General features: G+C 60.8%; 4 protein-coding genes. 3 read left to right on the top strand and 1 reads right to left on the bottom strand.

The genetic code is table 11. From position 1 onward, the window contains the following. Positions 1-211: TetR family transcriptional regulator (locus AAAB35_RS23475; RefSeq protein ID WP_340670690.1), on the bottom strand; the 211-nt coding region annotated here is incomplete at its 3' end. Positions 212-486: 275 nt separating this feature from the next. Between AAAB35_RS23475 and AAAB35_RS23470 the strand changes: the two genes are divergently transcribed. From AAAB35_RS23470 to AAAB35_RS23460, 3 genes are all read left to right on the top strand, one after another. Continuing rightward, positions 487-1,551 carry an efflux RND transporter periplasmic adaptor subunit gene (locus AAAB35_RS23470; RefSeq protein ID WP_340670689.1) on the top strand — a complete coding sequence of 355 codons (1,065 nt, stop codon included), beginning with the start codon at positions 487-489 and terminating at the stop codon, positions 1,549-1,551. A gap of 1 nt (position 1,552) precedes the next feature. After that, positions 1,553-2,650, top strand: coding sequence for an efflux RND transporter periplasmic adaptor subunit (locus tag AAAB35_RS23465; protein WP_340670688.1), 1,098 nt, complete (start codon positions 1,553-1,555; stop codon positions 2,648-2,650). Next, on the top strand, positions 2,647-4,703 hold a 2,057-nt coding region (locus tag AAAB35_RS23460), incomplete at its 3' end, for an efflux RND transporter permease subunit (RefSeq protein ID WP_340670687.1). The genes AAAB35_RS23465 and AAAB35_RS23460, both read left to right, overlap by 4 nt.

Raw genomic sequence — 4,703 nt, 5'->3', positions numbered from 1 at the left:
CGACCGCCGCGGTCAATGCTTCCAGGCTATCAAAATGAGTGTAGAACGTTCCCTTCGCGACGCCAGCCTCCTGAACCACGTCATCGACCGTGACGGATTCCACGGCCCGTCCGGCAAACAGCGAATTGGCAGCTTCAACAAGCTGCGCACGGGTCTTCACGCGCTTTTCGCGTCCAATTTCGGCTCGGCGGATCAGGTTAACGTTTGCCATGCGTGATTCCTCAAATTCTATTCACAAATAAGTCATATTGACCTAAAAGTCCAGTCCGAAGCCTGAGAGACTTGCATATCCATTCTTTTGCATAGCACCCATGCGCATATTTCATATTGACTAGAAGTTCGAAATGACTTAATAGTCACCGAAATGATGAGCCGCCAACGGCAAGCGCGGATTCCTCACCACCATAAAACTCGAACCCTCTCGCGGAGGCTGAGCAGCATATCTGACTCATACCTCTTTGGTTGCAACCCGTAATGGAGCAAAAAATGCAGCCTGTACGTCTTATTGGAATCGGTCTCGCCTGCGTCCAACTCGCCGCCTGCGAAGACAAAGCAGAAGTCGCACGGCCGCCGCAGCATGTTCGCGCCATTCACGCCTCGCTCGCCGAATATCAGCCGCGAGCGGAAATCACCGGAGAGGTGCAAGCGCGGATCCAGTCTAACCTGTCGTTTCGGGTAAGCGGCAGGGTGATTGAGCGCTTTGTCGACGTCAGTTCGCCCGTGCACGCCGGCGACATTCTCGCCCGCCTTGATGACAGCGAACAGCGTGCCGATGTGGAAGTCGCCCGGGCGGGGCTGCAGTCGGCACAGGCGATCGCCAGACAGAAGACGCTGACGTTCGAGCGGTATGAGGCGCTGCTGCGCTCGCGGTCCATCTCGCAGGCCACCTTTGATGAAGCGGACAAGGATTTGCGCACGGCGAAAGCCTCACTGGAGGCTGCCGAAGTGGCGCTGGGGACGGCGGAGGACGCTCTTTCCTACACCAAGCTGAAAGCCGACGCCGACGGGATCATAACCGCCCGGGACATCGAGGCGGGCCGGGTCGTGTCGGCGGCACAGCCCGCCTTCACACTCGCCCATAACGGTCCCCGCGACGCCGTTTTCAATGTCTTCGAGGCCTTTTTCCTCGAAGGTCAGCCGTTACCCGGTGTTGATGTTGCGCCGGTGGCGGATCGCACGCCCGAAACGCGGGCGACGGTCAGGGAGGTCTCTCCCTTCATCGACACGAGAACCGGAACCATCCGTATCAAGGTGGCACTCCCCGATGTTGCGCAATGGACGCTCGGCACGCCTGTAGTCGGTAAATTTCGCTCCCCGCAGCGCCAGGGGATCGTTTTGCCTGCGAGCGCTATTGCCTCCGCCAAAGGCGAGCCCGCCGTGTGGCTTGTCGCTCCAGGCAGCAGTTCTGTCTCACTCCGGAAGATTGCAGTCGCAAGATATCGCGACCGCGACGTGATCGCGTCTGGCGGTATCGCCCCGCAGGACCTGATCGTCACCGAGGGAGGAAAGTTTCTCAAGGAAGGTCAAACCGTGGCCTGGGAGGATAAATAAGGTGGCCCATTACCGCTTTCATTATTCGCTTTCAGCCCTTGCCGCAGTCGCACTTCTTGCCGGCTGCGATCAGGACGCCGGCTCTGGCGAGCTGGCCGGGCCGCGCCCCGTCAAGTCCGTAGCCGCCAGTGCCGCGCAGGCACAGACAGTGCGCTTTCCTGGCGTCGTCCAGGCCGGGGTGCAAACCGATCTTGCATTCCGCACGTTGGGGCGCGTCGTATCGCGTAAAGCCGGTGTGGGCGACCTGGTGCGTGCGGGCGACGTCGTGGCCGAGATAGATCCTCTCGCGCTTGAACTCGCCGTCCGCAGCGCCGAAGCCGATCTGCGCAGCGCTGAAGCGCAGCGTGGGAACGCCCTGTTGACGCAGGACCGAAAGCAGAGGCTGGCCGCGACGAGCGCCGCGAGCGCCGCGGATCTGGATCTTGCCGAACAGGAGTTGAAATCGGCGCAGGCGAACGTGGCAAAGGCACATGCCAGCCTCGATAAGGCGCGCGAGCAGCTCGGGTATGCCAAGCTGAAGGCCGAGTTCGATGGTGTTGTCGCGGCGATGTCCGTGGAAGTCGGACAGACGGCCACTGCAGGTCAGCCGGTCCTCACACTCGCCCGCCTTGATCAGCGTGACGTGATCGTCGACGTTCCGGAAGAGTACCTCCGGTCCGTGCGCGTCGGCGACCGGTTCGACATCGCACTTCAGCTCGATGACACGCTGCGGACCTCCGGCATCCTGCGAGAGATCGGCCCGCAGGCCGATGCCGGCACCCGCACCCACAGGCTGAAAATAGCCATCGACAAGGCACCGGACGTTTTCCGTCTTGGATCGGTGGTCAGCGCCACGCCGCCACAGACGCAGCAGGGGCTACCCGTCGGGCTGCCTGCAACGGCGCTCGTCAAGAGCGATGGCACTGACCATGTCTGGGTGGTCGACCCCGCAACCCACACCGTTTCCCTGAGATCCGTGCGGCTCGACATCTCCTCGACCGGTGTCAGCTCCGTCCAGGTCCTTTCCGGTCTCAAGGACGGAGAAGAAGTGGTCGTGGCCGGCGTCAACCAGCTGGCCGAGGGACAGAGCGTGAGAACAGAACAGGAGCAGCGCCCGTGAACAAGCTCAACCTTTCAGACTGGGCGCTCAAGCACCGCTCGCTCGTCTGGTATTTCATGATCATCTTCGCAGTGGCCGGCGCGTATGCCTACATGGCTCTCGGCCGCGAGGAAGACCCGGCCTTCACAATCAAGACGATGGTGATCCAGGCCCAGTGGCCCGGCGCGTCTGCTCAGGAAGTGACGCAGCAGGTCACCGACCGCATCGAAAAGAAGCTGCAGGAACTCGACAATCTCGAGCATACCCGCAGTATCACCTCCGCCGGTCAGACGATCGTCTTCGTCGATCTGCTGCCGAAGACAAACGCGCATGACGTCAAGCCCACGTGGGCGCGGGTGCGCAACCTGATTGACGATATCAGGCACGAGTTCCCCCAAGGGGTGGTGGGTCCGTTCTTCGATGATCAGTTCGGCGACGTTTACGGCAATATCTTTGCCTTTAGCGGCGATGGGCTCAGTCAGCGGGAGTTGCGCGATTTCGCCGAGAACGCCCGAAGCCAGGTCCTCAAACTGCCGGATGTGGGCAAGGTCGACATCGTCGGTGCACAGGACGAGGTCATTTATCTCGAATTCTCAACCCGCAAGATCGCTGCCCTCGGCCTCGACCGCGCCGCGATCATCTCGGCACTGCAGGCGCAAAACGCCGTAACGCAGTCCGGTTTCATTGAGGCGGGCCCGGAGCGCATCGCCTTGCGCGTCGGCGGTCGCTTTCTTTCCGAAGACACCTTGCGCGGCATCAATCTGAGGGTAAACGACCGCTTTTTTGCGCTGACGGACGTCGCCAGCATCAGCCGCGGCTATGTCGATCCGCCAAGCGCGCTCTTCCGCTTCAACGGGAAGCCGGCAATCGGGCTTGCGATTGGCATGAAGACAGGCGGCAACCTTCTGGCTTTCGGCGAAGTCCTGGAAAAGACTATGACCAGGATCGTTCAGGATCTTCCCGTCGGCGTTTCGGTCGAACAGGTCTCCGATCAGCCAGAAGTGGTTCACGAGGCTGTCGGAGGCTTCACAAAAGCCCTGTTCGAGGCGGTCGCCATCGTGCTTGCGATCAGTTTCATCAGTCTCGGGTTCCGTGCCGGGCTTGTCGTGGCGATCGCGATTCCGCTCGTTTTGGCCATCACCTTCATGGTGATGCTCTATTTTGGCATTTCGCTACAGCGGATCTCACTCGGAGCGCTCATCATCGCGCTCGGCCTTCTCGTTGACGACGCCATGATCGCGGTCGAGATGATGGTGGCGCGGCTGGAATTGGGTGACAGCCTCACCAAGGCGGCCACCTACGTCTACACGTCCACAGCCTTCCCGATGCTCACCGGCACGCTCGTGACCGTCGCGGGTTTCATCCCGGTCGCGTTCAACAAGAGCAGCGCCGGCGAGTTCACCTTCACCCTCTTCGTGGTCATCGCCGTATCACTGATCGTATCCTGGATCGTTGCCGTGGTGTTCACGCCCCTCATCGGCGTGACGCTGCTACCCAATTCGATGAAGAAGCATGCAGAACATAAGGGCTGGTCCGCGAAGGCCTTTTCGCACTTGCTGCAATTCTGCCTGCGCTGGCGCTGGATGACGATCATCGCCACGGTTCTCCTCTTCACCGGATCAGTCGTCGGCCTGTCAATGGTGCAGCAGCAGTTCTTTCCGAGCTCCGACCGGCCGGAACTCATCATTGACTGGAATCTACCGCAGAACAGTTCGATTGCCGAAACGAGCCGTCAGATGGGTCAATTCGAGCGTGAGGTGCTGGCCGGCAACCCTGCGGTCGAGCATTGGTCGACCTATGTCGGACGGGGCGCGCCCCGCTTCGTTCTTTCCTTCGACGTCCAGCCGGCCGACGTTGCCTTCGGGCAGACCGTCATCGTCACCAAAGGGCTCGATGTCCGCGACAAGCTGAAGAAGGACGTCGAAACTTACCTTCAGAAGACCTTTCCCGGAACTGACGCCTATGTGAAGCTCCTCGAAATCGGACCCCCGGTCGGCAAGCCGATTCAGTACCGCGTGTCCGGCGAGGATCTTCAGACGGTGCGCGATCTGGCACAAAAACTGGGAACTGTCGT

Source organism: Phyllobacterium sp., from assembly GCF_037994425.1.
Classification (GTDB): Bacteria; Pseudomonadota; Alphaproteobacteria; order Rhizobiales; family Rhizobiaceae; genus Phyllobacterium.
The sequence above is the reverse complement of the archived record's forward strand: the minus strand, read 5'-3'. Positions and strand labels throughout refer to the sequence as shown.

Excerpts from the sequence above, each read along its gene's own strand:
- AAAB35_RS23470 (WP_340670689.1), top strand. The coding sequence starts at position 487 with ATGCAGCCTGTACGTCTTATTGGAATCGGTCTCGCCTGCGTCCAACTC.